The sequence below is a fragment of the uncultured Brevundimonas sp. genome (genome assembly GCF_963977465.1).
Taxonomy (GTDB): domain Bacteria; phylum Pseudomonadota; class Alphaproteobacteria; order Caulobacterales; family Caulobacteraceae; genus Brevundimonas.
The window spans coordinates 168,761-192,119 of record NZ_CAXBOQ010000002.1 but is presented as its reverse complement, the minus strand read 5'-3'; the positions used below and the strand labels follow the sequence as shown (position 1 = coordinate 192,119).

General features: G+C 68.0%; 25 protein-coding genes. 8 read left to right on the top strand and 17 right to left on the bottom strand.

What is annotated here, in order from left to right:
• Nucleotides 1–19: 19 nt before the first annotated feature.
• The 6 genes from AAC067_RS04835 to AAC067_RS04810 all read right to left on the bottom strand — a co-directional run bounded on the left by AAC067_RS04835 (nt 20) and on the right by AAC067_RS04810 (nt 5,353).
• Nucleotides 20–571, bottom strand: a complete 552-nt coding sequence (locus AAC067_RS04835) for a hypothetical protein (protein ID WP_339930130.1) — start codon at nt 569–571, stop codon at nt 20–22.
• 236 nt (nt 572–807) lie between these two features.
• Complete coding sequence (gene scpB / locus AAC067_RS04830) at nt 808–1,479, bottom strand: SMC-Scp complex subunit ScpB (RefSeq protein ID WP_339930128.1); 672 nt, start codon at nt 1,477–1,479, stop codon at nt 808–810.
• A complete protein-coding gene (locus tag AAC067_RS04825; RefSeq protein ID WP_339930126.1) occupies nt 1,476–2,306 on the bottom strand; it encodes a ScpA family protein in 831 nt (276 codons plus the stop codon). The genes scpB and AAC067_RS04825 overlap by 4 nt, the downstream gene beginning before the upstream one ends.
• The gene (gene nagZ, locus AAC067_RS04820; protein ID WP_339930124.1) at nt 2,303–3,361 is read right to left on the bottom strand and encodes a beta-N-acetylhexosaminidase; all 1,059 of its coding nucleotides are present in this window, start codon (nt 3,359–3,361) and stop codon (nt 2,303–2,305) included. Before nagZ ends, AAC067_RS04825 begins: the two co-directional genes overlap by 4 nt.
• Before the next feature lie 3 nt (nt 3,362–3,364).
• Nucleotides 3,365–4,093, bottom strand: a complete 729-nt coding sequence (locus tag AAC067_RS04815) for an SPOR domain-containing protein (RefSeq protein WP_339930122.1) — start codon at nt 4,091–4,093, stop codon at nt 3,365–3,367.
• Between the two features lie 78 nt (nt 4,094–4,171).
• On the bottom strand, nt 4,172–5,353 hold the full coding sequence (locus AAC067_RS04810) for a deoxyguanosinetriphosphate triphosphohydrolase (protein WP_339930120.1): 1,182 nt from the start codon (nt 5,351–5,353) through the stop codon (nt 4,172–4,174).
• 121 nt (nt 5,354–5,474) lie between these two features.
• Between AAC067_RS04810 and erpA the strand changes: the two genes are divergently transcribed.
• Nucleotides 5,475–5,804, top strand: a complete 330-nt coding sequence (gene erpA, locus AAC067_RS04805) for an iron-sulfur cluster insertion protein ErpA (protein WP_339930887.1) — start codon at nt 5,475–5,477, stop codon at nt 5,802–5,804.
• Nucleotides 5,805–5,811: 7 nt separating this feature from the next.
• On the opposite strand, the gene AAC067_RS04800 is transcribed toward erpA, so the two are convergent.
• Complete coding sequence (locus AAC067_RS04800; protein WP_339930118.1) at nt 5,812–6,588, bottom strand: hypothetical protein; 777 nt, start codon at nt 6,586–6,588, stop codon at nt 5,812–5,814.
• A 113-nt stretch (nt 6,589–6,701) separates the two neighbouring features.
• On the opposite strand from AAC067_RS04800, the gene AAC067_RS04795 reads away from it, so the two are divergent.
• The 4 genes from AAC067_RS04795 to rutD all read left to right on the top strand — a co-directional run bounded on the left by AAC067_RS04795 (nt 6,702) and on the right by rutD (nt 9,522).
• Nucleotides 6,702–6,992 (top strand): metalloregulator ArsR/SmtB family transcription factor, encoded by a 291-nt coding sequence (locus tag AAC067_RS04795; RefSeq protein WP_339930116.1) that lies wholly within the window; start codon nt 6,702–6,704, stop codon nt 6,990–6,992.
• Entirely contained in the window at nt 6,989–7,663 is a 675-nt protein-coding gene (locus AAC067_RS04790; RefSeq protein ID WP_339930114.1) for an SdpI family protein, read from the top strand. Before AAC067_RS04795 ends, AAC067_RS04790 begins: the two co-directional genes overlap by 4 nt.
• Nucleotides 7,664–7,694: 31 nt before the next feature.
• Nucleotides 7,695–8,627: an alpha/beta fold hydrolase gene (locus AAC067_RS04785; protein WP_339930112.1), complete on the top strand. Its 933-nt coding sequence runs from the start codon at nt 7,695–7,697 to the stop codon at nt 8,625–8,627.
• 94 nt (nt 8,628–8,721) lie between these two features.
• Nucleotides 8,722–9,522, top strand: a complete 801-nt coding sequence (gene rutD, locus AAC067_RS04780) for a pyrimidine utilization protein D (protein ID WP_339930110.1) — start codon at nt 8,722–8,724, stop codon at nt 9,520–9,522.
• A gap of 753 nt (nt 9,523–10,275) precedes the next feature.
• Here rutD and AAC067_RS04775 read toward each other — a convergent pair.
• Genes AAC067_RS04775 through rfbB form a run of 3 tightly spaced genes read right to left on the bottom strand, consistent with a single transcriptional unit; the run spans nt 10,276 to nt 13,226 of the window.
• Nucleotides 10,276–11,226 carry a phytanoyl-CoA dioxygenase family protein gene (locus tag AAC067_RS04775; RefSeq protein WP_339930108.1) on the bottom strand — a complete coding sequence of 317 codons (951 nt, stop codon included), beginning with the start codon at nt 11,224–11,226 and terminating at the stop codon, nt 10,276–10,278.
• A 33-nt stretch (nt 11,227–11,259) separates the two neighbouring features.
• Complete coding sequence (gene rfbA / locus AAC067_RS04770) at nt 11,260–12,156, bottom strand: glucose-1-phosphate thymidylyltransferase RfbA (RefSeq protein WP_339930106.1); 897 nt, start codon at nt 12,154–12,156, stop codon at nt 11,260–11,262.
• On the bottom strand, nt 12,153–13,226 hold the full coding sequence (gene rfbB / locus AAC067_RS04765) for a dTDP-glucose 4,6-dehydratase (RefSeq protein WP_339930104.1): 1,074 nt from the start codon (nt 13,224–13,226) through the stop codon (nt 12,153–12,155). Before rfbB ends, rfbA begins: the two co-directional genes overlap by 4 nt.
• Before the next feature lie 150 nt (nt 13,227–13,376).
• On the opposite strand from rfbB, the gene AAC067_RS04760 reads away from it, so the two are divergent.
• Genes AAC067_RS04760 through AAC067_RS04750 form a run of 3 tightly spaced genes read left to right on the top strand, consistent with a single transcriptional unit; the run spans nt 13,377 to nt 16,859 of the window.
• Nucleotides 13,377–15,074: a hypothetical protein gene (locus AAC067_RS04760; protein WP_339930102.1), complete on the top strand. Its 1,698-nt coding sequence runs from the start codon at nt 13,377–13,379 to the stop codon at nt 15,072–15,074.
• Nucleotides 15,071–15,814, top strand: a complete 744-nt coding sequence (locus AAC067_RS04755; protein WP_339930100.1) for a hypothetical protein — start codon at nt 15,071–15,073, stop codon at nt 15,812–15,814. Before AAC067_RS04760 ends, AAC067_RS04755 begins: the two co-directional genes overlap by 4 nt.
• Nucleotides 15,815–15,824: 10 nt before the next feature.
• Nucleotides 15,825–16,859 carry a class I SAM-dependent methyltransferase gene (locus AAC067_RS04750; protein ID WP_339930098.1) on the top strand — a complete coding sequence of 345 codons (1,035 nt, stop codon included), beginning with the start codon at nt 15,825–15,827 and terminating at the stop codon, nt 16,857–16,859.
• A gap of 2 nt (nt 16,860–16,861) precedes the next feature.
• Here the strand turns inward: AAC067_RS04750 and AAC067_RS04745 are convergent, their stop codons facing one another.
• From AAC067_RS04745 to AAC067_RS04715, 7 genes are read right to left on the bottom strand one after another with little or no spacing between them, the layout of a single operon-like run.
• Nucleotides 16,862–17,929, bottom strand: a complete 1,068-nt coding sequence (locus tag AAC067_RS04745; protein ID WP_339930096.1) for a class I SAM-dependent methyltransferase — start codon at nt 17,927–17,929, stop codon at nt 16,862–16,864.
• Nucleotides 17,926–18,864, bottom strand: a complete 939-nt coding sequence (locus AAC067_RS04740; protein ID WP_339930094.1) for a hypothetical protein — start codon at nt 18,862–18,864, stop codon at nt 17,926–17,928. Before AAC067_RS04740 ends, AAC067_RS04745 begins: the two co-directional genes overlap by 4 nt.
• Nucleotides 18,865–18,866: 2 nt before the next feature.
• Nucleotides 18,867–19,427 (bottom strand): GNAT family protein, encoded by a 561-nt coding sequence (locus AAC067_RS04735; RefSeq protein WP_339930092.1) that lies wholly within the window; start codon nt 19,425–19,427, stop codon nt 18,867–18,869.
• The gene (locus tag AAC067_RS04730) at nt 19,411–20,328 is read right to left on the bottom strand and encodes a hypothetical protein (protein WP_339930090.1); all 918 of its coding nucleotides are present in this window, start codon (nt 20,326–20,328) and stop codon (nt 19,411–19,413) included. Before AAC067_RS04730 ends, AAC067_RS04735 begins: the two co-directional genes overlap by 17 nt.
• The gene (locus tag AAC067_RS04725) at nt 20,325–21,377 is read right to left on the bottom strand and encodes a hypothetical protein (protein ID WP_339930088.1); all 1,053 of its coding nucleotides are present in this window, start codon (nt 21,375–21,377) and stop codon (nt 20,325–20,327) included. The genes AAC067_RS04730 and AAC067_RS04725 overlap by 4 nt, the downstream gene beginning before the upstream one ends.
• Nucleotides 21,378–21,380: 3 nt before the next feature.
• Nucleotides 21,381–22,142 (bottom strand): SDR family NAD(P)-dependent oxidoreductase, encoded by a 762-nt coding sequence (locus AAC067_RS04720; protein WP_339930086.1) that lies wholly within the window; start codon nt 22,140–22,142, stop codon nt 21,381–21,383.
• Entirely contained in the window at nt 22,143–23,282 is a 1,140-nt protein-coding gene (locus AAC067_RS04715; RefSeq protein ID WP_339930084.1) for a DegT/DnrJ/EryC1/StrS family aminotransferase, read from the bottom strand.
• Nucleotides 23,283–23,359: the final 77 nt, after the last annotated feature.

Sequence of the window (23,359 nt, the reverse complement as noted above, 5' to 3'; positions counted from 1 at the left end):
GGGCGTCGCCCGTGACGGGTCAGCCGTGGGCGAAGAAGGTCTCGAGTTCGTCCACAAGATCCAGCTCCGTGGCTCCGGCCAGGGCGGCCCCGGCAGCGTCACGGTTCCTCGCGGAGGCTGCCATCGCTGCGACGGCCGCGCCAAAGCGGGATCTGAGTGCCTGGTCGGAAACCCGCGCCGAAATCAGGGCCCACTGCTCGGCTGCAAAGTCAGCGGCTTGCGCGGCGTCGTCCCAGCGCACGACCGGAGCCTTGAGGTCGGCTCCATACCGGAAACCGGCATAGTCCAGCAGGCTGACCTCAAGCGGTACGCCGCCCGCCGTCGAGGTCGCCGACACCACCAGTCGGAAGGCTTCGATCGACGCGATGGCAAGGTCGGCTCGGTTCAGCCCCTCACGCGCGTCGGCAATCTGACGCAGGCGTTCGTCCAGCAGAGCCGCGACAGGCGGTGACAATGTCCGGCGGTCCCTCGCGACGGCGGCACGCGCCTGGGCGATGGTCGCATCCAGTTGCGCCGGAGTGGCACTGAACGCGGTTTCGGTGAGGGTCTCGAAATACTCCGAGGCCGGCAAGGAGCCCGTGACACCGGACGGCTCCGCGACGGCGGCCCCAGGTTGCTCCGTTTCGGCTGGCGCGGCGACCGGTTGTCCCTGGCATGCCGCCAGGGGCAGGAACACCAGTGGAACAATGCCGAAAATAGCAGCGATTGAAGGGATTCGGGCAGATCGTGGGAGCTTCATGACCAAGTCCTCGTCTGGAAAGACGATGGTCTACGCGCCCAATTGTGCCGGAAGATGGCGCCCGGTTTTCAGCTGCCGTCCTCGCCGACGAAATCCTGGGCGAACTCGGGTCCGTCGTCCTCGCCGGGACCCAGCAGGTCGCCGTCATCCTCGCCGCCCCGCGACGGGTCCGGCACCTCGAACCCGACCGGGATCGACAGGTCCAGCAGGCCCGCGGCCTTCATCTCCTGCACCCCGGGCAGGTCGTACAGACTGGCCAGGCCGAAATGCTCGAGGAAACGGTCGGTGGTGCCATAGGTGACTGGCCGTCCCGGCGTCCGCCGCCGCCCGCGCAGCCGCACGAACCCCATCTCCAGCAGCAGGTCCAGCGTGCCGCGTGACAGCGACACCCCGCGCACACTCTCGACCTCGGCCCGGGTGCAGGGCTGGTGGTAGGCGATGATGGCCAGGGTCTCCAGCGCCGCCTTCGACAACCGGCGCGGCTCCTCGCGCTCCTCGGTCATCATGAAGCTCAGATCGGGCGCGGTACGAAAGCGCCAGCGATCGGCCACACACTCCAGCTCGACCCCGCGTCCCTGATAGCGGGCCCGCAGTCCGGCGATGGCTCCGCCGACATCGGCCCCCTCGGGCAGACGCCGCGCGATCTCGGCCGCCGACAGCGGCCCCGCCGCGGCAAACAACAGCGCCTCGACCCGGCGTTCGATCTCCTGGCTGTCAGGTTCGAAGCGCAGGTCGGTCACGGCGTCAGCTCCAGCGGCAGGCCCTGCCCGCGCCGCTTCAGATACAGGTCGGCAAAGGCCTCGGACTGGCGCACGTCCATCGCCCCCTCCTTCACCAGCTCCAGACTGGCCGACAGGGTCGAGGCCAGATAGCTGTTGCGGCTCGGACCGGGCTCTCCGTCGTCCGCATCCGCGACCGGGGCCACCCGCTCCAGCGGCGTCCAGTCCGACAGCCGCGGCAGGATGTCCCGCAGCCAGTCGCGCGCGGCCTCCAGCGGAAAGGCCTCGACCCTCTGACCGGGGGCATAGCTGCGCCGTTCCTCACGTCGCCGTTGCGTCACATAGGCACTCATCAATTCGTACAGGCTGGCGTCGATCCGGTCGGACGGGATGATCACCGTCGCCTCGGGATCGCCGCGCGTGAACACATCGCGTTTCAGCAGCGGTCGGCTGGTCAGGGCCTCGACCGAGCGGCGCATCGCCTCCAGCTTCTGCAGCCGGAACGCCAGGGCCGCCGCCATCTGTTCGGCGGGCATCTCCTCGCCCCGATCCTTTTCGGTGCGCGGCAGCAGCAGACGCGATTTCAGATAGGCCAGCCACGAGGCCATCACCAGATAGTCGGCCGCCAGCGAGAAATTGCGCCGCCGCGCCTCATGGACAAAGGCCAGATACTGTTCCGCCAGCCTGGTGATCGACAGCTTCAGCAGGTCGACCTTCTGCGTCCGCGCCAACGCCAGCAGCACATGCAGCGGTCCCTCATAGCCGTCCAGATCGACGACGAACGCCTCGTCCGCCGCAACCGCCTCGACGGCGGTGAAATCCAGATTGGGCTGGAAGGCGTCGGTCATGCCGCCGGCACCCCCGCCTCGCCCACGTCAGGCCCGTCCGCTGCCTCCAGTCGCCCCGCGATCGCCGCCATGAACCGCGCCCGCGCCGCGACCGCATCCAGCGGTTCCGGCGTCAGGACGATCCGCGCCAGCGCCGCCGCGGCCCGCTTCGCCGCCTTGCCCTTCAGCTTGCCGGTGCCCGCGGCCACCTGCTGCATCTCATCGAGATCACCGTTGCAGTGAAGCACCACGTCGCAGCCCGCCTTCAGCGCCGCCTCGGCCCGTTCGGTGAGGGTGCCCGACAGCGCCTTCATCGACAGGTCGTCGGTCATGATCAGACCGGAAAAGCCGAGATCCTTGCGCATCAGCCGGATCGCCTTCTTCGAGGTCGTGGCCGGCTTTTTCGGATCGATGGCGTCGAACACCACATGGGCGGTCATGGCCATCGGCATGTCGGACAGCGCCTTGAACGGCACGAAGTCCCAGGCCTCCAGCGTCGCCAGATCGGCGTGCACCACCGGCAGGGCGTGATGACTGTCGGCAAAGGCCCGACCGTGGCCCGGCATGTGTTTGATCACCGGCAGCACCCCCCCGGCCAGCATACCCTCGGCCGCGGCCCGCCCCAGCCGCGCCACCGTCTCAGGATCGCGGGCATAGGCGCGGTCGCCGATAATGTCGTGCGCCCCCGGCACCGGCACATCGAGGACCGGCACACAATCAACGTTGATTCCCAGCATTTGCAGGTCGTGCGCCATCAGTCGCGCGCCCTGCCGGACCAGATCCCGCGCCTCCTCGACGTCCCCGGCGGCCTGCAGATAGGCGTCGCCGGGCGGATATTTGGGCCAGTGCGGCGGCCCCAGTCGCTGCACCCGGCCGCCCTCCTGATCGATCAGCACCGGCGCGTCCGGCGCGTCGATACTGTCGCGCAGCGCCACCACCAGCGCCCGCACCTGATCCGGATTCTCGACATTGCGCCGGAACAGGATGAAGCCCCACGGTCGAGTCTCGGCGAAGAAGGCGCGCTCCGCCGTGGTCAGCTCAGGTCCCGAACAGCCGTAGATGGCGGCCGAGGTCACGGCCTAGCGTACCAGGCAATCGCCGCCGCCGGCCTTGATCGCCGCGCAGAAGGCCCGGGCGTCGTCGCGACTCAGCCCGGCGAAGGTGGTGCGGTACAGGGTCGACCCGTTCGAGGCGGTGACCTCCTGCACCCGCTTGGTCGCCCCGGCGGCGAACTGCGGGAAGCGGGCGGCGACGGCGGAATACTCACGATCAGCGATGCCCGGGGTCGAGAAGGCCCCGATCTGCACGATCGAACTGCCCCCGGCCGGTGCCGCCGGCGTCTCGGCCTTGGCCGCCGGGGCCGGAGTCGCGGCGACCGGCGGGGTCGGGGCTGCGGGACGCGGTTGAACGTCCTCGGGCGGGGCGATGAAGGTCGGGTCAGCCGGAATTTCGCTCGGCGGGCCATAGACGCTGACCCCGGCTTCGGGATCGACCGGCTGGGCCTCGTCCGGGGCCTGAACCTTCAGGTCGCCGATCGGCGTGCCCACCGCGGGCGGGGCGTCGGTCGAGGAACGCAGGCCCGAACGATAGAACACAACCACGGCGATGATCAGCAGCAGCAGTACCGCGCCGCTGATCAGCAGCGTCACCGGCGGCGCCTTGCCGCCGCCGCCGCCCTGTCCGCCACCGGCACGGCGCGCGTCATAGCTGTTGCGCTGGAACGGCAGGTCGTCGTCGGTCGGCGGCGTATAGGCCCCGCGGTCGCGGTCACCGCCGCCGGTCGGACGATAGGGATCTTCGTGTGACATGGTCGCGCCTTGTGAATCGGCCCGGCGCGAATCGACGCGTCGGGGGCTCAGTCTACCCTGCCCCGGCGCTCTTTCGAATCACAGATCGAGCGCCAGGTCGAGACTGAACAGTTTTCGGTGTTCCTCGATGGCGAACCGGTCGGTCATCCCGGCGATATAGTCACACACCGCCCGGGCCCGGCGGTGCGGGTCCTCGACGGCCGCCCGTTCCGACCATTCCGGCGGCAGCACCCCCGGCTCGGCCATGAACAGCTGGAACATCTCGCCCAGCAATCGCCGCGCCTGACTGCGGGTGCGGTTGACCCGATAGTGGCGATACATCCGCTCAAACAGGAATTTCCGCAGCACCCCCAGATCGGCCAGCATGCCTTCGGAAAAGGCCACCAGTGTCCGCCGCGCCATGCGTACATCCTCGGTCGAGGCGATGCCGTCGGCAGCCAGTCGTCGCTCGGTCTCGGCCAGAACGTCCTCGATCATCGCCCCGATCATGCGCCGCACCGCCTCGATGCGGATCATCCGCTCGTCCTGATCGGGCCAGTCGCGCCGCGTTGCCTTCAGGATCGGCCCGATCAGCGGCACCCCGGCCAGATCGTCCAGCGTGAACAGCCCCGCCTGCACCCCGTCGTCGACGTCGTGGTTGTTGTAGGCGATGTCATCGGCGATCGCCGCCGCCTGCGCCTCCAGCGAGGCAAAGGTCTCCAGCCGCAGGTCCCAGTCCGGGGCATAGTCGGCAATGGCCCGCCACGCCGGTTCGTCCAGCCGGTGGCTGACCGGTCCGTTGTGCTTGATCACCCCCTCGACCGTCTCCCAGCTCAGGTTCAGGCCGTCGAAGGCCGGATAGCGTTCCTCCAACCTGGTCACGACGCGGAAGGTCTGGACGTTGTGGTCGAACCCGCCCCACGCCTGCATCTGCGCCTGCAGTTCGTCCTCGCCGGCATGACCGAACGGCGGATGGCCCAGGTCATGGGCCAGGGCCACGGTCTCGGCGAGGTCGCTGTCCAGCCGCAACGCATGGGCGATCGACCGCGCGATCTGCGCCACCTCCAGCGAATGGGTCAGGCGGGTGCGATAGTGGTCGCCCTCATGGGCCACGAACACCTGGGTCTTTTCCTTCAGCCGCCGGAAGGCCGTGGCGTGGATGATCCGGTCGCGGTCGCGGGCAAAGGCGTTGCGGGTCCGGCTCACAGTCTCCGGAAACAGCCGCCCGCGCGACGCTGTCGGGGTCTCGGCGAAGGGGGCGCGATCGGTCGACTGGCTCAAGGCGGCGGCTTCATGTTGGTCGCGGGCCTTTGCGAATGGCCGCTTCGACCTCATATAGAGCCCTGTGAGTACCGTCCAATCCCCCGCCGTCCCGGCCCCGAAGCTCGAAATCGCCCCCCGCGTGCGTCAGGGCATCCTGCTGTCCGCCAGCGCCGCCCGCCGCCTGGCTGAGCTGGCCGCGACCGCCGGACGCCCGCAGATGCTACGCGTTGCCGTCGACGGCGGCGGCTGTTCCGGCTTCCAGTACCGGTTCGAACTGGTCGACAGTGCCGAGGCCGACGACCTGCATATCGAGCTGGACGGCCAGACCGCCCTGGTCGACCCGGTCTCCATCCCCTTCCTCAAGGGCTCCGAGATCGCCTTCGTCGATGAACTGGCCGGGGCCCAGTTCGTGGTCCGCAACCCCAATGCCGCCTCCAGCTGCGGCTGCGGCGTCAGCTTCTCGATCTAGGTCGCCGTCAGGCCTCGGCCTTTTCGGACTTCGGATGCGCCCCGGCCCGCTGCGGCAGGATCAGGATCAGGGCCACGATCGCGATCGCCAGCACCAGTGAGGCGATCGGTCGGCTGAACGCTAATCCACCGTGGTCCAGCGGCTTGTCGAGGAAGTCGCCGACCGTCGCCCCCAGCGGCCGGGTCAGGATGAAGGCCGCCCAGAACAGCACCACCCGGTTGATCCGGGTCCGGTAATACAGCCCGGCCACCACGGCCAGGGCTGTGCCGAACACCAGCGCCGCCTTGACGTAGCCCAGCCCCCCGGTGTCGGCCATCCAGTCGCCCAGCGCCGTGCCCAGCGTCTGGGAAAAGGTGATCGTCACCCAGTAGAAGATCTCGGCTCGCGGCGTGGCGACCGTATCGGCCGAAATCGAGCCGAGGGTGCGCTTCCACAGGATCAGCGAGCCCGCGACACAGGCCAGCAGCAGCGCCGACCCGCCCGCGTAGCCGATGCCCATCGACCGGGTGGCATAGTCGGCCAGGGTCGTGCCCGCCGTGGTCGAGGCGATGATGGTCGCCCAGTACAGGAAAGGCCGGAACCGGTCGGCGGCGATCTGCCACCACACCAGCCCGACCAGCAACGTGCCAAAGATGGCCGTCCCGACCAGATAGCCCAGGTGCATCGACATCGAGACCGTGTCACCCCCGGTCTCGCCCAGGGTCGTGGCCAGGATCTTGATGATCCAGAACCCCAGGGTGATCGCCGGAACCTTGCTCAACACCTCGCGCTGGGTCTCGGTCATGGTCAGGTCTCCGGTGAGTCTGGATAGCCGTAACGCTGGTCCTCCTGTGTGGCGGGATCAAGTCCGACCGAAAACACTTGCGATTAGGCTTTTTCCTAATTAGGCTTTGTCCTATGAACACCCTGTTCAAGGCCCTGTCGCATCCGGTCCGGCGCCGCATCATCGAGATGCTGCGCAAGGGCCCGCTGGCGTCCGGCGACATCGCCGCCGCCTTCGACATGAGCTGGCCGTCGATCACCGGCCACCTCAACGCCCTGAAGGACGCCGGTCTGGTGTCTCCCGAGCGCGACGGGTCCACGATCCGCTACCGGCTCGAAATTTCGGCGGTCGAAGAGGCCGTCGCCTTCCTGATGGCCATGCGCGGGGCCGGCCCTGCCCCCGACGATACGGAGCCCACCCAATGACCACCGCCAACCGCACCCCCGCCATCGATCTGGCCACCTGGGGCATCAGTATCCTGATCATCGGCACCGGCCTCGGCGTGCTCGTCGCCGGTCCGACCGAGCTGATGCCTGTGCACTGGAACATCCACGGCGACGCCGACGGCTGGGCCGGACGCGAACTGATCGGTCTGATGATCGCCGGCTTCGGCCTTTTCAACCTGTTGCTCGCCGGCGGTCTCGGCCTGTATGCCGCCCGCGCCGGGGATCCGGCCCGCCGTCGTGCCCTGCGCTTCGGCCAACTGGTCATCCTGCTCACCATGACCGGCATCACCCTGTTCGCCGGGGGCTCCAGCCTCAGCGGTGCGACCACCATCCGCACCGCCATTCCCATGGCCGGAGCCAGCCTGATCCTCGTGCTGGTGGGGGCATTCCTCGGTCGCGTCGGTCCCAATCCGGTCGTCGGTGTCCGCACGCCGTGGACCTACAAGAGCCGCCTCGCCTGGGACCGCTCCAACCGCCTCGCCGGCCGGCTGCTCTTTCTGATCGGCCTGGTCGGGCTGACCACGGCTCCGTGGGCCGTCCAGCCCTTTGCCCTGATCGCCCTGATCGTCGCCAGCCTGATCGCCGCCGTCTGGTCGGTGGTCGAGAGCTGGCGCGTGTGGCGCACCGACCCCGACCGCCAGCCTTTCTGATCACCGTCCCTCGCAAACCGGAGATATCGCCATGTTGAGCCTCGCCCTTGCCGCCACCCTGCTGACGACCGGTCCGGTCGAGACCGCCGTCACCCTGCCCGCCCAACCCGCGCCGCTGCACGGCACCCTGCTGGCCCCTGAGGGGACCGCCCGCGCCGTCGCCGTCATCCTGCCCGGCTCGGGGCCGACCGACCGCAACGGCAACAGTCCGCAGTTCGGCATCACCGCCCAGACCTATCGGCTGCTGGCCCGGGGACTGGCCGATCAGGGCATCGCCACCGTGCGCATCGACAAGCGCGGCATCGGTGAAAGCGCCGCCGCCGCACCCTCGGAGGCTGACCTGCGCATCACCGCCTATGTCGACGATGCCCGCGCCTGGGCGGCCGAGGCCGCCACCCGCACCGGCCAACCGTGCGCCTGGCTGATCGGCCACAGCGAGGGAGCCCTGATCGCCCTGGCCGCCGCCGACGGCCATGGCGACAGCATCTGCGGCCTCGTCCTGCTGTCGGGGGCCGGGCGTCCGGGCGGGGTCATCCTGCGTGAACAGTTGGGGCCGCAACTGCCCGAGCCAATGAAGACCGAAGCCTTCCACGTCCTGTCGGAGCTGGAGGCCGGGCGCACCGTCGCCGACACGCCACCGGCGCTGGCGGCCCTGTTCCGCCCGTCGGTCCAGCCCTATCTGATCTCATGGCTGGCGCTGGATCCCACGGCCCTGATCGCGGCCTGGGACGGACCGGTGCTGATCGGCCAGGGCACCACCGACATCCAGATCGCCGTCGCCGATGCCGAGGCCATGGCCGCGGCCCAACCGGACGCCCGGCTGGTGCTGTGGGAGGGAGTCAATCACGTGCTGAAGGTCGCCCCGGCCGACCGTGCCGCCAACATCGCCACCTATGCCGATCCGGACCTGCCGCTGGCCCCCGGCGTCGTCGACGATGTGGCCGGATTCATCCTGCAGTTCTGAATCCGGTCGGCCTTTTGACACGGCGGGGCTACCGTTTGGCCCCGCCGCCGCATATGGCAGGGGACGCCTTGATCAACCGCGGACTCCGACTCCCTTGCACACCGGCACGACCCAGGGTCTCCACTACGAAATCCACGACGGCCCGGCTGACGCGGAGACCGTAATCCTGTCCGCCGGCTTCGCTGGCATGGGCTCGGTGTGGGAGCCGCAGATGGCCGCCCTGACCGCGCGTTTTCGCGTGTTGCGCTACGACCAGCGCGGAACCGGCCGCAGCGACCCCGTCCTGACCGCCGACCATTCGGTCGAGGCCATGGCCCGGGACATCCTCGCGGTACTGGACGCCACCGACACCCTCCAGGCCCATCTGGTCGGCCAGTCTGCCGGCGGCCTCGCCGGACTGGCCCTCGCCCTCGACCGTCCCGAGCGGCTCGAGCGGCTGGTGGTGGTCAGCGGCTGGTCACACCCCGATCCTCACCTGACCCGCGCCCTCGCTGCCCAGATCCGACTGCTGGAAGCTTTCGGCCCGGCCGCCTGGGTCGAGGCCGCGCCCCTGTTCCACTATCCGCCAGACTGGATTTCCCGCAACGACGCCCGCCTGCGGGCCGAGGCCGCGCGCCAGATCATCGCCCTGCCGCCCACCGATGTGATCATGGCCCGGCTCGACGCCCTGCTGCGCTTCGACATCGACGACCGGCTCGACGAGATCGACCTGCCGGTGCTGGTCTGCGCCGCCGCCGACGACACCCTGGTCCCGCCGCGCTGTTCGCGCTGGCTGGCCACCGCCCTGCCCAACGCCACCCTCGATGTCGCCCCCTGGGGCGGCCACGCCTTCCCCGAACTCGCCGCCGACACCTTCAACGCCACCCTGGTTGCATTCCTGACGGGCGAGGGCTGACAGAAAGCCCCTCTCCCGGGGGAGCCATCGGTTGGGGAGAGGGCGTATGGTGTCACCCGCGTCGCACGGGTTCCGTCCCCGCCCCCCCGCTGTCGACCGCGGGAGAAAAGCCCCTCTCCCGGGGGAGAGGGGTTGGGGTGTGGGCGTACGGTCTCACCCGGTCGCACGAAAGCCCCTCACCCTTTCGCGCAACCGCTCGCTTGCGCTCACGGGCGCTCAAGCCCTCTCCCGCCGGGAGAGGGAAAGAATGCGAGGTGTTCGCCAAAAATCCCCCTATGGGCGCTACCCAAACCCCTTCCCCATCAACCCCCTGACCAAATCCCCCCGCAAAAAACCCGCCCTGGTCCCGCCCCGTGCCATCATCCCCCTGTCCCGTCGCCCGGGGGGCTCGCTCGGCCGGCGATCCGCAGCGGCGGCGGGAGCGGATGGAGCGGGCGCAACCCGGAGCCAGACCCTGCGGGGTCGCTTGCCGAGGGGATGCGAGGTCGAGCCGGGTGGAAGGCCGGACGGCCGAGGGGGCGGGGAGGATACCCGCACCGGTCCAGGAGATGGTCGCTGCCATCCCTGCCCGCCGTGTGCAGAAGGACCCCTCGTCAACAGCGAGGCCCACGGTCCGCGCATGTGGAAGCCCGTCCGCGCGGAGCGTCTGACGTTCGCCGAAACGGTATTTCTAGTCTTGTTCCGGGCGAAGGCCCGGCGCTCCGCCAACGCCCCTCACCGCCGCCGGACCGGCGCGGCGCGTTACCGTGCCCGCTATTCCACGGGCCGGATCGTGCTGACGATATTGCCGGTATCCCGCGCCGAGCCGTCCTCGGCCAGATCGCGGCGCGTCGCCGCCAGGCTCAGCGGCCCGCCCAGCGCACGATTGACGGCATCGATGCCGGCCTCCCCGGCCTCGGAGGCCTTGGCCAGCAGATAGCGCAGCGACAGCCGCGGATGCTCGGCCGTGTCCTGCTGCGTCCCGTGCAGGGTGCAGGCATGCCAGACCGCGGCATAGCCGGTGTCCCCGGTCAGCATGCGCTGGGTCACCGTCGTCGACCCGCCCCGGCCATCGCCATAGGTCCAGGCGTCGCCGCCGGCGGGCGTCAGATCATGCGGAAACAGGGTCGAGGCCAGCGTCTGGCTGCCCTCCAGCACGAACAGGGGCGCGTCCACCGCCGTGACCGGATGCAGATAGATGTACAGGGTGACAAAATCCGCCGTCCGCGCCGGATGGTCGATCAGGTCCTGATGGAAGTCGATCCCGGCGAAATAGGTGATGTCGCGATAGTCCGGCCGGATATAGGGCCCCAGATTATTGACCGCCTTGCCCTCGGTCCGCGCCCGCACCCAGTCCGGCATCCAGTCGCGCGGCACGCCGCACACCAGCTTGCGATCCAGCGTCTGATAGCCCGCTCCCAGCAGCTCGCTCAGCCCCGCGACAATCGCCGGATCACGCTCGACGAAGTCCAGACTGGCCTCGATCCGGTCGACCAGATTGCGCCCGGGTCGCGGATTGACCCCCCGAAACTGCGGATCGGCCAGAAAGTCCGCCTCGTCGATGAACAGGTCCGGCCCAAAGGCCCGCGTCGCGTGAACCGCGTTCAAAAGGGCCGTCGCCGCTACCGGATCGACCCCGGGCGAAAATACATGCAGGCCCCGCTCCATCAGATCCCGGGTCACGGCCCCGGCATCATCGACCCGCGAACTGGATTGCGCCGTCATCGCTTCACTCCATTCAGTCGCCTGTCGGCGGGCCTAGGCACCCGGCACCCAGTCCGGGCTATCGCCCTCGCCCAGCAGTTTCAGCAGATAGGCCCCGTAGGGGCTGTTACCGTGGGCCCTGGCACTGGCGCGCATCGCCGCCTCGTCCAGCCAGCCGTTGGCCCAGCCGATCTCCTCCAGGCACGAGATCTTGAACCCCTGCCGCTGCTCGATCGTCTGAACGAAATGCCCCGCCTCCATCAGGCTTTCGGGCGTCCCCGTGTCCAGCCAGGCAAAGCCCCGGCCCAGCATTTCGACATGCAGGTCGCCGCGCTTCAGATAGGCCTCGCTGACACTGGTGATCTCCAGCTCCCCGCGCGGCGACGGCACCACCGCCCGGGCGATATCGACCACATCGGCGTCATAGAAATACAGGCCGGTCGTGGCCAGGTTCGAGCGTGGCCGCTTCGGCTTTTCCTCAATGCCCAGCGCCCGGCCGTCCGGCCCGATCTCCAGCACCCCGAACTGCTCCGGATTCTTGACCGGATAGGCGAACACCGTCGCCCCCGTGGTCCGCGCCGCCGCTGCCTTCAGCTTGGGCGAGAAGCCCTGGCCGTAAAAGATGTTGTCGCCCAGCACCAGACAGACCCGGTCACCATCGATGAACTCCTCACCAATCAGGAAGGCCTGGGCGATCCCCTCGGGCCGGGCCTGTTCGGCATAGGTCAGACGGATGCCGAAGCGCGACCCGTCGCCCAGCAGCCGCTCGAACATCCAGCGGTCCTCTGGCGTGGTGATTACCAGGATGTCCCGGATGTCGGCCAGCATCAGCACCGACAGCGGATAGTAGATCATCGGCTTGTCGTAGATCGGCAGCAGCTGTTTGGAGACGCCATAGGTGATCGGCGCCAGCCGGGTCCCCGTGCCGCCCGCCAGAACGATACCCTTCATCGTGTCGTCCCTTCCCTCAGGCCCAGCCGCTGGCCGTCATACCGCGCCCGCAGTCGCTGCAGGAGGTCCAGATGACCCAGACACCAGTCGACGGTTTTGGCCAGGCCGGACTCAAAGGTCTCGGCCCGCACCCAGCCCAGTTCGCGTTCAAGCTTGCCCGAATCCATCGCATAGCGCCGGTCATGTCCGGGCCGGTCGGTGACATGGGTGATCAGGTCCGCATAGCGGGCCACCCCCACCGGCCTGTCCGGCCGCGCGACCTCCAGCAGGGCGCAGATGGCCTGCGCGACCTCGATATTGCGCCGCTCGGCATCGCCGCCGACATTGTAGCTCTCGCCGACCACGCCCTGCCGCAGCACCAGTTCCAGCGCCGCCGCGTGGTCCTCGACATACAGCCAGTCCCGCACCTGGTCCCCGGCCCCGTAAATCGGCAGGGCTCGCCCCTCGATAGCGTTCAGGATCGTCAGCGGGATCAGCTTCTCCGGAAACTGGAAGGGCCCGTAGTTGTTCGAACAGTTGGTGATGATGGTCGGCAGGCCGTAGGTCCGCGACCAGGCCCGGACCAGATGGTCAGCGCCCGCCTTGCTGGCCGCATAGGGCGAGCTGGGCGCATAGGGATCGGTCTCCCGGAACGGCGGCGCATCGGGGGTCAGGTCACCAAACACCTCGTCCGTCGACACATGCAGGAAACGAAACCCGTCACGCGCTTCGGACTCCAGGGCATCCCGATGGCGCACCGCCGCCTCAAGCAGCACCCCTGTCCCCGCCACATTGGTCTGGACGAACACGGCCGGCCCGTCGATCGACCGGTCCACATGGGTCTCGGCTGCCAGATGGATGACCGAATCGGGCCGGTGCCTGGCGAACACATCGGCCACCGCCGCCGCGTCGCAGATATCGACCTGTTCGAAACTGTAATCGGACGAACCCGCGACCTCACCGACGCAGGCCCGATCCCCGGCATAGGTCAGCTTGTCGAGATTGGTCACGGCCAAGCCGCCGGCGTTGACCAGTCGCCGCACGACGGCCGAGCCGATAAACCCGGCACCACCGGTAACGAGGACGTTCATGCGCCTGATTGGCGTCCGCTGCGGTTAACAACCCGTCAAGCCGGACCTACGGTCCGCACTGCACCGCCACGTATCCGCAATCGTAAGCGAGGGTTAACGCAATGCCGGTCTACTCGCGCCTTAACCATATTCCCGGAGACGATTGTGAACATGATGGTGAAGGCAGGCCCCGACCCTATCGCCGAAGGGCGCGCCCTGCTCGAGGCGGGTGATCCGGTGGCGGCCGCGAACCATCTCTATCCCTTCACCGAGAAACAGCCCGCCGATCACGAGAGCCGCTACTGGCTGTACAGCGCCCTGGTCGCCGCCGCCGAGCCGGCGGCCGCGCGACAGATGCTGGATGACGCCCGCAACCTGCATTCGGTGGCCATGCTGCGCGCGCACGGCGTCGATCTGGCGCGTTTCAAGTCTGACAAGGCCTATTGCGCCCAGATCGGTCTGCAACTCTACGCGATCAAACACATGGCCCCGGCCAGCCTGACCCTGGGGCGTGGCCTGGACCTCGACAATCCCGACGTCCAGACCATGATCAGCTACGGTCTGTCGCTCCAGCATCAGGGACGCACCGACGAGGCCATCAACGTCTTCAGCGCGGCGGCCGAGGCCTTCCCCCACCCGGCGGTTCACGAATTCCTGCTCTACGCCCTGTTCCACGCCCCCGACCGCATGCGCCGCGTATCGGACGAGGCGCGCCGCTGGAGCGACCTGTACGCCGCCCCCCTGACCCCGGCGAAGCCGGCCTTCGCCAATCAACGCACGACCGACCGGCCGCTGCGGATCGGCTATGTCGGCCCCAGTTTCACCCGCAGCCAAGTGGCCCAATTCCTGATGCCGGTGCTGGAGGCCCACGATCCCGAGACGGTCGAGGTCTTCCTCTACTGCGCCGACCCCGCCGCCGAGGACGCCCTGCCGTCCGGCTGCACCGTCCGGGGTATCGCCCCTCTCACCGATCAGGAGGTGGCCACCAAAATCCGTGGCGACCGGATCGACATCCTCATCGATGTCTGGGGCCACACCGCCGGCAGCCGCCTGCCCGTGTTCGCTTATCGTCCCGCTCCCGTGCAGGTCGCCTGGATCAATTTCGTCCAGACCACCGGCCTCGCCTGCATGGACTACATCCTCCATGCCGACAGCATGAAGGTGGACGGCACCGATGAATTCTTCAGCGAGGAAATCTGGCACATCGGCCCGATCGTGGCCCCCAGCCGGCCCTCGGCCAAGCGGCTCCCCGACGCCCCGACGCCGGCGCTGAAGAACGGCTATGTCACCTACGGCTCGTTCAACAATCCGGCCAAGCTCAGCGAGATCACCATTGCCGCCTGGTCGCTGATCCTGCGCCAGCGGCCCGAGGACCGGCTGGTCCTGAAATACGGCCCGTTCGTCGACCCGGTCCTGCAGCGCGTGACCCAGGCCCGGTTCGCCGCCTATGGCGCGGCACCGGAGCAGCTCGAATTCCGCGGCCATACCACCGGCCCCGACTACTGGCGCGAATTCCAGGACATCGACCTGGCGCTCGACCCCTCGCCCTGCCCGGGCGGCACGACCTCCTGCGACGCCCTGGCCAATGGCGTGCCGGTGCTGACCCAGTGGGGCGACGACTTCTACAGCCGTATCGGCGTGCCCGTGGTCCTGCCCTGTGGCCTGCCCGAGCTGATCGCCGACGGGTGGGACGACTATGTCGACAAGGCCGTCGCCCTGACGGCAGACCATGAGGCCCTCGACGCCCTGCGCGCAAAAGTACGCCCGGGCTTCGACGCCTCCCCCTATCGGGACGAGGTCGGCTTCACCCGCAATCTGGAAGGCATTTTCCGCCAGATGCACGCCCGCTGGCTGGCGGAATCCGCATGAGCCCTGAGCCAGAGCGGGTGATCGATGTCGAGGCCGGGCTCAGAGACGGCGTCATCGTCACCACAATGGACCGTGCCGAGATCACCGACCGGGTCATGGAGCGCGGCCAGCTCGTCCTGCTGAAGAACGCCTTTCCCGAAGCCGTGCTGACCACGGCAAGGTCCGCCGTCGCCGACTGGGGACGACAGGTCCCGCCCGCCGAGGTCGACGACTTCAACGGCAACTACCACCGCCGCCGCGCCATGGTGGCGCGGCAGCAGCAGGCCCCGCACGTATTCCACGACTACAATTTCAACGTCATGGACGACGCCCCGTCGGCACTGGCGGCCACCCTCCACGACCTGTTCGAGCCTTTACGCGACCTCTACAACGACCTGACCGGCAACGCTGTCGGGTTCGCGATTCCCGCAACTGGCCCCTACGTCCACCCGCAGCTGATCCACTATCCCGCCGGCGGCGGATTCTTCGCCCGGCACTGGCACAATCTGTCGCCCCAGAAGCTCGGCTTCATCGTCTCCATGTCGCAGCGCGGCCGCGACTTCCGCAACGGCGGCACCTGTTTCGAGATCGACGGTGAAGTGGTCGACATGGAGGCCCGTCAGGACATCGGCGACATCTGCATCTGGCGCTACGACCACCCGCACTGGGTCACCCAGTCCGACCTGCGCGACAAGTTCGACTGGGACAGCGACGCCGGTCGCTGGGTCGCGACCTTCGCCTATTTCGATCCTCGCGGTTAAGGCGGTACAGATGGCGACCGAACTGAAATCCAGCAAATACCGCTGCCCGCAATGCGCGGCCGGTGATTTCGCCGTCACCACGACCCAGTGGCGTTGTACCGGCTGCGGCCAGACCTACGCCTGCGCCTCGGGAATCCCGCGCCTGTTCGTCGAGGACCGGCTGGGCTCCCAGGACCGCAAACTGCGCGACACCTTCTACGACGGCCTGTTCGGGCGGCTCTATCAGGTCACCATGCCGGCCATCGTCATGCCGGTGCGCCCGCTGGCCATGTCATGGCCCTACTGGATCGCCTACGGCGTGATGCTGGCCCTGATCCTGGGTCTGGCCGCTGGCATCATCAGCACCCTGGCCGCCGGTGCCGTCGTGACCGCCGCGCTACTGTTTGCGGCGTTGGCACTGATCCTCTGGCTGCTCAGCCGACAGTCCTGGCTGCTGCACCTGATGTGGGTGGCGTTCCCCGCCTGGCTGTCGCTGTCGCGCAAACCCTGGGTCCCGCCCGAGTCCTTCGCCCAGGTGCATGAACGGGTGCTCGCCCCGCTGCGCGACGCCGAACGCAGGCTGCAGATCCTCGATGTGTCCACGGGCTCGTGCAACTCGCTCTACAGGCACGGCTGGATGTCGCTCGACGCCGACTACACCGCCATCGACCTGTCCGAAACCATGCTCAAACAGGGCAGCGACCTGATGAGCGCGGCTGGCGTGCCGGTCGACCTGGTTCTGGGCGACGCCATGGAACTGCCGTTCCAGAACGACAGCTTCGACGTGGTGCTCAGCTATGGCGCGGTAAACGGCCTGACCGACCCTGCGAAAGCCATCGCCGAAATGGCCCGTGTCGCCCGCCCCGGCGGCACCCTGCTGTTCCTCGACGAACAGATGTACGATGCAGCCACACCGGTACAGCGCGCCTATTTCATGAAGGTGCTGTCCAGCCACAACGTCATCCACCACTGCCCGGTGGAAACCTTCCCGCCGACCCTGACCGATGTCCGTGTCTCGCAGGTCTACCAATTCTACTACATCTGCACGGCCCGTAAGGCGGGCTGAGCTCAGGGCGTCAGGTTGACGAACATCGCCCCCCCGGCGACGAAGCTCCGCTGCACCCGGGAGCCATAGGCGGCAATGGCGCGGTCGGCGACCTTGCGGGGCCCGTCCCCGTGCGGCCAGTTGTAGTCGTCGAAGATGACCCATCCGCCGGGCACAACCAGCGGCCCCCACAGGGCGAAGTCCTGCGCCACCGCCGCCTCGTCGTGGTTGCCGTCCAGATGCAGGACGGCAATGGCTCCCGCTGTTGGCGTCGTACCGAACTCCGGTGAGGTGACGGTCCGGTCCCGCACATACTCACCGTGAGCGTCCTCGGAGGTCATCCGCAGATAGTTGAAGTCGCCGGTCGCGCAGCCCAGCATGCTGACCAGAAAGCCGGCATAGACGACATCCCAGTCCCAGCCGCTGGAGGCCTCCTGAATATGGGTCGGCGCATCCGTCTGCACCGACAGGCCCAGGTTCCAGGGGTCCACGCACAGGGTCGCCCCGACACCGCCATAACTGCCGACCCGGTTCAGCACATAGCTGCTCTTGCCGAACAGGGCCCCGATCTCGACGATGTCGCCCTTCGGGGCCGACGGCACCACGCCGCAGATCGCCAGGATCTTGTCGCGTGAACACTCACCATGGATGGTCTCCACCTGGGCCAGCAGCCCGGCGATGAACTCGGCCGGCAGGGACGACGGTGCCCCGGCATAGTCCGAAGCCTTCGCCAGCCCGGCCCGGCCCTCCGCAAGGGCATCGGTCACCCGGTCCATCTGGCGCCGGAACGGCCCCGGCCCCATCAGCTTCAGACCGGGCAACCGCGTCGGCAGCGCCTGCTCCAGCAGGTGGAAAGTCGGCGCATGCGGCGTGAACAGGTCGGTGATCTGCTCCCGCTCAACCAGCGCTTCCAGCGCGTCGAAGAAGTCCGGTGCGCCAATGAACGGCAGCCTGGCCCAGGCGTCGAACGCGGCGGCGTTTGGATCGACATCCAGCGACGAGGCTCCGACCACACGGCGACCCCATTGTCCGGCTTCCCCGGCGAATTTCGCGGCGGCCTCGAGAGCAGACGGGAAGACGAGAATGGTCATGCGGTCTCCATGATCGCGCAGCCGATACCGGATTTCCCGAAGCCGTCGCCGTTGTGGAACATGATCTTGCGGCCGTCGGCGGCGATGACGCTGGGATAGGACATGGTCGCCGCGTTCCAGCCCTCACCGCTGGGTTGCAGGCCTTCGGGGTCCGGCTGGCGCGTCCAGTCCCGACCGTCGGTCGAGGTTGCGTAACCGATCCGGTAGGAGCCCGCGCCGTCGCGATAGGCGCGGCTGTTCCGGTAGGAGAACCACATCTCATAGCCTCCGTCGGGCGTGCGCAGCACCGACGGGCGGGTATTGGCCTCCAGGGTATCCAGCTTGGGAATGCAGGCGTGGTTCGTCTGCCGCCAGCGCAGGCCGTCATCCGAATGCGCCAGCTTGATCTGATAGGTCGGTTCGAACTTGCCGTCGATCTCGACCCAGCCGGTGCCGGAGCCGTACCACATGGTCCAGACCCCATCTTCGATGAGGATGTTCGGGGCCATGGTCATATAGGGCTCGTCCGGGGTGCGATCGACGACGGGGCCGTCGAAGGCGCGCTCGAAGGTCAGCCCGCCGTCCCGGCTTCGCGCCAGGCCGATCGACATCCGGTAAGGCACACTGTCGCCACGGCTGACCCCGCCGTAGTACATCCACAGCGCGTCGCCGACGGTGATCACCTGGCTGGCGATCACCCCGTCCTCGTCATGGGTCCCCGGCTTGCCCAGATCCATCACCGGCCGGTCGTGGACATGGAGCAGGCGGGTGGGGTCGGCTCGATCGACCTCGATGAAGCCGGTGCGGCTGCGGTTCTCGGCGTTGCGGGTGCCGAAATAGACGCGGATCCGGTCATCCATCAGCACGGCAGCGGGAGCCTGGGCATGGGTTCGCGACCAGTCCATTGAACCGTCGGGCGCGAAGATGACGCCCAGCTGCGTCCAACCCGTCGTCACACTCACGACTCCCAGTAGCCGTTCGCCGCCACCAGGGCGCGATAGTCGTCGCTGGTGACGCCGACGACGATCCGGTCCCAGTAGCGGCCACCGCGGAAATACCAGTCGCGCTGGCGGCCCTCGACCTGCCAGCCGCATTTGCCGGTGTACACGCCCACCGACGCCTCATTGTAGGCGATCATTGACCCGTCCAGCCGCTTCAGATGCAGCTCGTCAAAGGCGTAGCGCATGGTGGCCATGATCACGTCGACCCCGACGCCCTTCCCGCGCATCGACGGGTCGCCGATCATCATCCCGTGGAAGGCGTTGTTGTTTTTCCAGTCGATGTCGACGAGGTTGGCGGTCCCGACCAGACCGGTGCCCGGAACGTCGATAGCGAAACGCTGATTCAGCAGATCACTCGCCAGCCCCTCGAACCACCGCTGCGTCTGATGCAGCGACGTCGGAAAATGCCAGCCGCCCAACATGTTCCAGAGGTCGGGGTCGTTACCCCACTGGTGCAGCGCCGGCAGGTCCGCCGCCTCGATAGCGCGCAACGTGACGATCTTACCCTTGATGTTCATCGGAGCGCTCCTGTGGTCGTGGTCCGCGATAGGCCGGAAAGAAACCTGAGTCGGCGCTACCGGCGCTCAGCGCCGTATAGGCATCACCGTCCAGGATGGCCGTGAAAAGGTAGGAGGGTTCGACGCTGTTGGAAAACCCCTTCTTGAAGCGCACCAGGCCGTCGGCCGGGTCGTCGCCCATCCCCGCGCCACCGCCGAAATTGATCACTGCGCAGTCGGTCAGCTCGGTCAGCGCCAGATCATTCACCGCATAGGCCGCACCGGACTGATAACCCTCGGCGGCCGACGCAGCCAGATGGCTCATCGCATGGCCGTCGTGGGTAACGAACAGATGGGCCGAGACCAACCGCCCGTCGATGAAGGCCCCGAACGTGCGCAGGCTCGCCAGTCCGGCCAGGGTCTCGTGATGGACCGGCGGAAAGCCGTGCAACCCACCCAGCCCGTGACGCGCCATAAGCGCGCCATACAGCCGTTCCCAGTCCGGCAGGTGATCGGCCAGCGAAATCTCGGACACCTCAGTCCGGGCCAGGGCACGTCGCAACTCATAGCGATGGTGCTTGCCATAGCTGACCGGGCCGAGGCTGCGATCGTGGACATAGTGCGGCTTGAACTGCCGAACGGTGACCGGGGCACTCTCAAGGACCGTCATCGCCGGTCGCAACCGGTCATCCAGCACCAGAACGACAGAGACCAGATCGGCCGCCTTCAGCCGCGTCAGACCGGCCGCGATATCCGCGTCGCAGCCCAGCACGGTCAGGGGATAGGGACCGACCGCATCCTCACGGGTCCCGCAGGGCGTGGCCCGAGCCAGCACATGTCCGCCCCATTCCGGAACCGCGAACGGCGCACCGATATGGGCGAGACTGCGGGCATAGGCTTCACCGGCATAGGGGTGGCTCATCCCAGCAGCTCCACGGCCCGGCGTGCGATCCGCTCCATATCGGCCGCTCCGTATCGATGATCGCACGGCAGGGTGACCAGCTCGCGCGTCCACTGCGTTTCGCGCGGGAACTCCCCCTCCGGGGCCGCGATTTCGGGCCAGTGAACAGCGGCGAATATCCGGTCCGCATGCAGGCCGCGTAGGAGCGTGTCGCGCGCGTCGGGCTCCAGGCGCAGCACATAGCCGAGCGGAGGAACTGGCAAATCGGCCGGCAGGGCCGACCATTGGCGCAGCGTCCGGTCGAGGACACGCCAGTTGACGAGCCTCGGTTCCGTGAGGCTGACGAGCGAAGTGCGCGACAGGATCGCAAGGCTGCGCGCCGTCATCGCTTGGGAAGTGACCGCCATCGCCGCCTCCTTGCTCTGGTTGGCGGCGTACCAGACAGCATTGTCCCGGCCCGGCGGATCGGCGCGCCGCAGAAGGGGTGCCCGCCACAGTGCCTCGCTGTCGGGGGACGTGGTCGGCTGCGGTACCACCGATGTCCCGGCAGGCGCGACCAGCAAGCCGCCATCCGCGACACCCAGCAGCTTTCGCGGGCTGTACAGGGTCCAGCTGCGGTCGAACGCTGGACCAGCGGCCAAGGCCTGGGCGCGATCCTCGACGATGTGCAGATCGGGCCGCCGACGGGCGAAATCCTGCACCGCAGGCCCCACCGGTTGGCCGAAATACGCCACAACCAGCACCAGGTCACCAGCCGCCATCCCGGCCTCGACGCCGGCAATGTCCGGCTCGAAACCCTCCGCCACCGAATAGAAGCGCACCCGCTCGCGAAAGGACCGGTCGACCAGATCACAACAGACAAAAGCTGGCAGCCACACCGTTGCCCCGGGCAAAGTCGCCACCAGGGCGGCGAAGGCCGAGCGGGCATTCACAAAGGCCGCCCAGGCACGCTCCCCGGTCCAGGCCTCAAGCACGCTGGTGCTGCCCGGCGCGACGTCAGGCTCGTGGTCTTCGAAGAAACCGCCGACGGGCGCGATCGGCTCTGCATCTGGCGGGACGATCACACTCACGCATCACCGGGCAGTAAAGCCGCCGTCGACCATATAGGTCGCCCCATGGCACGACCCGGAGTCATCGCTGCACAGAAAGGCCGCCATCCGCGCCACCTCCAGAGCGGATACATAGCGCTGCAGCGGCATGGCCTTGGCCGCGTCCGCCTGCCCGCGAGCCCGTTGCGGATCCCGGTCGGACAGGGCCTTGTCCAGTCGCCGCATCATGTCGGAGTCGATCGGCCCGGGGCACAGGGCATTGACCCGCACGCCGTCTCCCCCGGCCTCGAGGGCGGCCGCCCGGACCAGACCGACCACCGCATGTTTGCTCAGCGTATAGGCCCCCAGCGACGCACTGCCGACGACGCCGGAAATCGAGGACAGGGCCACGATACTGCCCGCCCCCCTCGGCTTCATGTCGCGCAGACAGGCCTGCATCCAGAACAGGCAGCCCTTCACATTGACGGCGAGGACGTGGTCGATGTCATCTTCGGAAATTTCCTCGACCAGCGCCACCGGACCTTCAACACCCGCGGCCAGCACGGCGGCGTCGATACGCCCGAAGCGCCCGAGCGCGGCTTCATAGGCGGCATCCACGGCAGCGCGATCTGTCACATCGATTTGCTGGAATTGAACATCGGCATGGGCGGTCAGATGCGACGACGGTCCGACCCGATCGGTCAGCACCAGCCGGGCCCCCTTGGCGAGCAGCAGGTCCGCGCATGCTGTGCCGACTGTTCCCGAAGCCCCGGTAATCAGAACTGTCTTGCCCGCCAGGTCCTGCATCTAGAGGCTGGCCAGCGCCTGCTGCAGCGCGTTCGCAATCCGGGCCGTCTCGGCGGCGTCTAGATCGATCGAGAAAGGCAGGCCTATGACGGATCCCGCCAGACGGTCCGTGTACCGCAGATCGCCGCGCGCGCAGCCGGTGAAAGCCGGACTCATGTGGCAACCGAGGCCCCACCACTGACGGGTATCGACACCTTGCCGATGCAGGGCCTCAGCGACAGGCCCCGCCGCCCCTTCGGGAAGGCCGACCGTACAAACGCTCGTCGCCCAGTCCGAACCCCAGCCGTCCTGAAAGCGAACCTCCGGCTGGCCAATAAGGCTGATGCGTAGATGCTGGGCCGCGCGCAGAAAGCGAAACCGGTCCGCTGGCCAGGCATCAAGGCCGGCGAGCCCCACCGCCGCCGCATATTCCGACAGCTTTGCATTGGTCGCCGCCACCTGGCTTTCGCGGCTATCCTGGAAGCCGAAGGTGGTGAGTTGACGAACCTTGAGCGCAAGCGCGGCGTCCCGGGTCGCCAGAAATCCACCCTCGCCGATGCCGAGAACCTTGGTCGCGTGCAGGCTGACCACGGCCGGCAACGCCGCGTCATCGAGGGTATCAAAGGCGGCGGCCGCGTCGACCAGCACCGGCACGCCGGTCTCGTCACGGAATGCCCGCCACGCCGCGAGGTCGGCGGGCGCGCCAAAGGCTGAAACCGGGAGCACCGCGACCACCTGTTCGCGAACATCGGCGGTCAGGCCGGTGACGGCTTCGGGCCGCAGCATCCAGCTGTCGGGGTCGACGTCGGCGAACCACGGCCGCAGCCCGGCCTGCACCACCGCATGCGCCGTCGCCACAAAGGTCCAGGCCGGCATCACCACATAGCCGCCTACGGGCAGGTCCATCGCCATCAGGGTCAGGGTGAGGGCCTGGGTCGCATTGGTGACGGTGACCACCTCGGTCCCGGCGGGGAACCGCCCGGCCAGACGGGCCTCGAACTCGGTCAGAAGCGGGCCGAAATTGGAGTACCAGCCCGCGTCATCAATTTTCTGAAGATAGGGAAACACCGCCTCGGCCGACGGCAGTCGCGGCCGCGCGACAGGCACCCTGGTCGGTCCCGTCGCCTGCGCCTCGCGCAACAGCGCCTGATTGACCGCCACGCGGACACCCCCTGGAAATTACACCGCCGATAGCGCCACATTCGTGGTTAAGATCGGGTTACAGGAAGCCCCCACCA